Source organism: Acidiferrobacteraceae bacterium (assembly GCA_037388825.1).
GTDB lineage: Bacteria > Pseudomonadota > Gammaproteobacteria > Acidiferrobacterales > JAJDNE01 > JARRJV01.
Genome location: JARRJV010000112.1, coordinates 1 through 4,606 on the forward strand (window position 1 = coordinate 1; position 4,606 = coordinate 4,606).

At 60.8% G+C, this 4,606-nt stretch carries 6 protein-coding genes; 4 read left to right on the plus strand and 2 right to left on the minus strand.

Features of this window, described 5'->3' with window-relative positions; genetic code table 11:
- Together P8X48_12920 and P8X48_12925 are read left to right on the plus strand one after the other, a co-directional pair.
- On the plus strand, window positions 1-1,005 hold a 1,005-nt coding region (locus tag P8X48_12920; protein ID MEJ2108207.1), incomplete at its 5' end, for a peptide chain release factor 3.
- Window positions 1,002-1,367, plus strand: a complete 366-nt coding sequence (locus tag P8X48_12925) for a hypothetical protein (protein MEJ2108208.1) — start codon at window positions 1,002-1,004, stop codon at window positions 1,365-1,367. The genes P8X48_12920 and P8X48_12925, both read left to right, overlap by 4 nt.
- Window positions 1,368-1,377: 10 nt before the next feature.
- On the opposite strand, the gene P8X48_12930 is transcribed toward P8X48_12925, so the two are convergent.
- Both P8X48_12930 and P8X48_12935 read right to left on the minus strand, forming a co-directional pair.
- Window positions 1,378-2,271 (minus strand): ROK family protein, encoded by an 894-nt coding sequence (locus tag P8X48_12930; GenBank protein MEJ2108209.1) that lies wholly within the window; start codon window positions 2,269-2,271, stop codon window positions 1,378-1,380.
- A 1-nt stretch (window position 2,272) separates the two neighbouring features.
- Window positions 2,273-2,974: a type 1 glutamine amidotransferase gene (locus tag P8X48_12935; GenBank protein MEJ2108210.1), complete on the minus strand. Its 702-nt coding sequence runs from the start codon at window positions 2,972-2,974 to the stop codon at window positions 2,273-2,275.
- Window positions 2,975-3,390: 416 nt separating this feature from the next.
- On the opposite strand from P8X48_12935, the gene P8X48_12940 reads away from it, so the two are divergent.
- Both P8X48_12940 and P8X48_12945 read left to right on the plus strand, forming a co-directional pair.
- Window positions 3,391-4,200 carry a hypothetical protein gene (locus P8X48_12940; GenBank protein MEJ2108211.1) on the plus strand — a complete coding sequence of 270 codons (810 nt, stop codon included), beginning with the start codon at window positions 3,391-3,393 and terminating at the stop codon, window positions 4,198-4,200.
- Window positions 4,197-4,606, plus strand: a 410-nt coding sequence (locus tag P8X48_12945) for a hypothetical protein (GenBank protein ID MEJ2108212.1), incomplete at its 3' end; no start/stop codon positions are given. The genes P8X48_12940 and P8X48_12945, both read left to right, overlap by 4 nt.

The window sequence follows — 4,606 nt, forward strand, 5'->3', positions numbered from 1 at the left end:
CAGCGCGGCATCTCGGTCACCACGTCGGTGATGCAGTTTCCCTATGGAGAATGCATCGTGAATCTCCTCGATACCCCCGGCCACGAGGACTTTTCAGAGGACACGTATCGGACCCTGACAGCGGTGGACTCGGCATTGATGGTCATCGACGCCGCCAAGGGCGTGGAGCCGCGCACCATCAAGTTGATGGAGGTGTGCCGTCTGCGGGATACGCCGATCATGACCTTTATTAACAAGCTCGACCGGGAATCGCGCGACCCTGTGGAATTGATGGACGAGGTCGAGGACATTCTCAAAATTCGGTGCGCGCCCATGACCTGGCCTATCGGATCCGGCAAGCGATTCAAGGGCGTCTATCATCTGCCGAATGATTCGGTGCATTTCTTTTCCGCCACGCACGGGGGCAAGGTGCAGACCGGCGAAGTGGTTCAGGGCCTGGACAATCCTCGCCTGGATGAAGTAATCGGCGATCAGGCACAGGAACTGCGGGAGGAGATGGAGCTGGTCAAAGGTGCCAGCAATGAATTCGATGTCGAGGCCTACCGCAAGGGTGATCTGACGCCGGTATTCTTTGGTTCCGCGATCAACAATTTCGGTGTGCAGGAACTGCTGGATGTTTTTGTGGAGCACGCCCCTTCGCCGATTCCGCGCCAGGCGGCGCAGCGGATCGTGGAGCCCGGAGAAACGAAATTTTCCGGATTCGTGTTCAAGATCCAGGCGAACATGGATCCGCAGCATCGCGACCGCATCGCTTTCCTGCGCATTACTTCCGGCAAATTCACCAAGGGCATGAAGCTGTACCAGGTTCGTCTTGGTCGCCAGGTACAGGTGCCCAATGCGATTACCTTCATGGCTCGCGAGCGGGAAGGCGTGGAGACAGCCTATGCCGGAGACATCATTGGCCTGCACAATCACGGCACCATCCGCATCGGCGATGCCTTCAGCGACGGAGAGGAACTCAAATTCACGGGGATCCCGAACTTCGCGCCGGAACGCTGCGCATGAAGGCGCTGCAGAAGGGCCTGGATCAGCTCAGCGAGGAGGGGGCCACCCAGGTGTTCCGTCCCATCAATCGCAACGAAGTCATCCTGGGCGCGGTCGGCGTTCTTCAATTTGACGTGGTTGCCTATCGCCTGAAGGACGAGTATGGAGTGGAATGCAGCTACGAGCCGGTGAACGTGCACACGGCGCGCTGGGTTCACTGCGATGATGAAAGGAAGCTGGAGGAGTTTCGCCGCAAGAACGAGATCAACCTGGCAATCGATAGCGGGGGAAGTCTCACCTATCTGGCGCCCACCCATGTCAACCTCACCCTTGCCATGGAGCGCTGGCCGGACGTGGAATTCATCGCCACCCGCGAACACTAGCAGGGTCGATTCAGTTTCGGTTCGGGGGCAAGAGCCATGCGGCGCCGAGAACCCCGGCGCTGTCTCCGTGGATGTTGCGAAGCACCGGGGTGGTGAACTCATCATTGAAAACGGAGCGTGCCAGGCGTTCCCGGCCCTCAGTATACAGGCGGTCGAAATTGGACAAGCCTCCGCCCAGGACGATGGCGTCGGGATCCAGGATGTTGACCACCAGGGACAGGGCGCGACCAAACCGGTCCAGAAAACGCTCCACGGCTGCGATCGCCGCGATATCGCCGGCCCTGCTTCGGGCGATGATGTTCTGCGCGTTCAGACCGGCAGTGCCACCATGTTCCTGGTAGTCGCGCGCTAGCCCGGGTCCCGAGAGAAACGTCTCCACGCATCCATGTTTGCCGCAATAGCACGGCGGTCCATCGGCTTCCAGGACGTTGTGCCCCCATTCCCCGGCGACCTGGTGTCTTCCCTCGTGGACCCTTCCATCGATGGCAATGCCGCCGCCGACTCCCGTGCCCATAATGATGCCGAATACCACGCCGTGGTCGGCCCCTGCTCCGTCGATCGCCTCGCTCAGGGCGAAGCAGTTGGCATCATTGGCGATACGGATTTCCCGACCCAGGAGGCGCTCGAGGTCCGCCTTGACCGGTTGACCAGTGAGGCAAACCGTAGTGGAGTTTTTCAGCAAACCGGTCCGCGCTGACAGCGAACCCGGGGTACCGATACCGACCCGTAGCCGTTCGGCGGTTTGCGATTCCAGCTCCCGTACGAGGTCGACGACGTTTTGCAGAATCGCCTCGTAGCCATCCGCGACCGGAGTGGGTCGGCGCAGGCGTTCCATTGCAGATCCATCGGCAGAAATCAGGACAGCCTCGGTCTTGCTGCCGCCCAGGTCGATGCCAACTCGCACCTCAGCGCAACCCGTGGATCCAGCGTGTATAGATCGCGTCAGCGATTTCCTGCACGGCGGCTACCTTGCGGTCGAGTTCCGCCAGTATTTCTTCCGCGCTCTGAATCGAGGGGGACGGGTCCAGGGTCCCCGGTTCGGCCCGGTGTACCCAGTCGAATACCAGGTCGTTGGTCATTTCGACGTGGCATTGCAGGGCGAGGCTGTTGCCGATTGCAAAACCCTGGTTGGCGCAGAACTCACTGTGCAGGACCCGGGTTGCGCCGTCGGGACAGGCGAAGGTTTCGCCGTGCCAATGGAAGGCATTGAACTGGTCGGGAAGATGTCCAAACCATTCCGCGGCCAAGGGGCCGGGATCCACCTGTACCGGCAGCCAGCCGTATTCGGGCACCGGGTTACGCGAGATGGCAGCACCCAGGGCTCGGGCCATCAGTTGTCCGCCGAGACAGTGCCCAAGCACCGGCAGGTCCGCGTCCAGACCCTGGCGAATGAAGGTTTCCAGTGCCGGGATCCAGGGCAAGTCGTCATTGACGCTCATGGGGCCGCCCATAAGCACAATCCCTGATATATTTCGCGGCTTGTCGGGCACTGCTTCTCCCGCATCGATGCGCAGGAGAGTGGTAGGGATCTCGTGGCTGCGGAAGAATTCCGCGAGATAGCCGGGCCCTTCGTGGGCGACGTGGCGGACGATAAGGACCGGTTTCATAGTCGCATGATAGCCACAATTCGCCGATGACTCATCTGTGCCCGGGTCGCCCCGGCCCTGAAATCCGGTGGCATGAATCGTGCACTAACGTATTTGTAACCGAATTGCGATGAAATTCCGGACCCGTGGTTGGCGAACCAAGGTTCCGCTCCGGGATGCACTGACGGATTGTGGTCTGGTCGACGTTTGCTCGTGAACTGGACAGTATCGGTCAGAGAACCATGCAAGGCCGGTGGTACCAACTTCACGACGACAAAAGCTTGCTCACGATCACAACATCAAGCCGCTCATGGCCCGTCGCGCACCCGGCTCGGGGCGGCCGTGCCGTCTTCGCGTTGATCGCGTTGATGATCTTGAGCGCGTGTACGGTCACGCCACCCGGACCCAGGCCATCCGCTCCGCCTTCGCTGCGATACGTGCCCGTCGTCTATGGCGCCGAGGCCCCGGTATTTCGCACCATCGCCAGGAGTCTGAAGCAAAAACTGGGCTCGGCCGCGACCTTGTATCCACTTTCCCGGGACCCCGTCCAGCAAGAGCAGCAGCTCCGCCGTATCCAGGCACGCAACCCTGGCCAGGTCGTGGCGATTGGCCTGCACGCCATGGGTTGGAGCAAGGCCCTGGAGGGCCCGCAGGTGGTGTTTTGCGAGATCTTCGACCATTCCCGGGCCGGCATGGTAACGGCGAAGACCAAGGGTGTGAGCCTGATACCCCCACCGGAGCAGCTGTTCGCGCGGTGGCGTGCCCTGTCGCCGTCCTTGCACAGGGTGTTGGTGATCAGCGGTCCGGGGCTGGAGAAACAGGTCTCGGCGGCCACGGCGGCAGCGCACGCGAACGGCGTCAAACTCGTTCACCGCGTGGTACGGACCGACAAGGAGTATGTCTACGCCTACAAGCGGGCCGCTTCCCGGTATCAGGGCCTGTGGTTGTTGCCGGATAATCGGGTGCTCAGCCGATCGGCGATACTCAGCGTCATGACCTATAGTGTAAGGCACGGGAAACAGGTAGCCGTATTCAGCCCCGAGTTGCTGCAACTTGGTGGCCTCATCAGCGCCCAGGCAGTTCCCGATGATGTGGCCGATCAGGTGGTCCGCAGGCTGCAAGCCGGTGTGGGTCGCAACGAGCTGCCGGGCCCGGCCGTGGTCGATCTGACCCGCTCCGATCTTCGGATCAATCGTGAAGTGGCGCGACAACTGGACCTGGTGATTCCCAATTGGACGGGTGGATGAACGAGAAATCTGATAACGATGCCTCCTGGATCGCCCGTCTGGCCCCCCGGTTTTGGGCTGTCCGGGTCGTACGTCATCTACACCGGCGCATCCTTCATCCCCATCGCCCGCGTAGCATTGTCAAACGCCTGCTCTATCTCCAGACCTTCTGGGCCATACTGATCTATCTGCTGGTGGTTGCCGGAATCTGGTACAGCAGCAACTACCTGGTGAATGACAGTCTCAACGGACGTGGAAAGGTCTGGTTAGGCAAGCTCGACGAGCTTGGTACTCCTATCTATACGTCCAGGGGCAGAAAGACTTCGCAACGAATCCAGCGCCTGCTCACCGAGTTTCCCGAGCTCGCCTATATCCGCTACATTGATGCCAGCGGACACAAGGTGCTTGCGACCTTCCAAACGCCCGG

Coding starts and splice junctions, on each gene's coding strand:
- P8X48_12925 (MEJ2108208.1), top strand. CDS start 1,002: ATGAAGGCGCTGCAGAAGGGCCTGGATCAGCTCAGCGAGGAGGGGGCC.
- P8X48_12935 (MEJ2108210.1), bottom strand. CDS start 2,974: ATGAAACCGGTCCTTATCGTCCGCCACGTCGCCCACGAAGGGCCCGGC.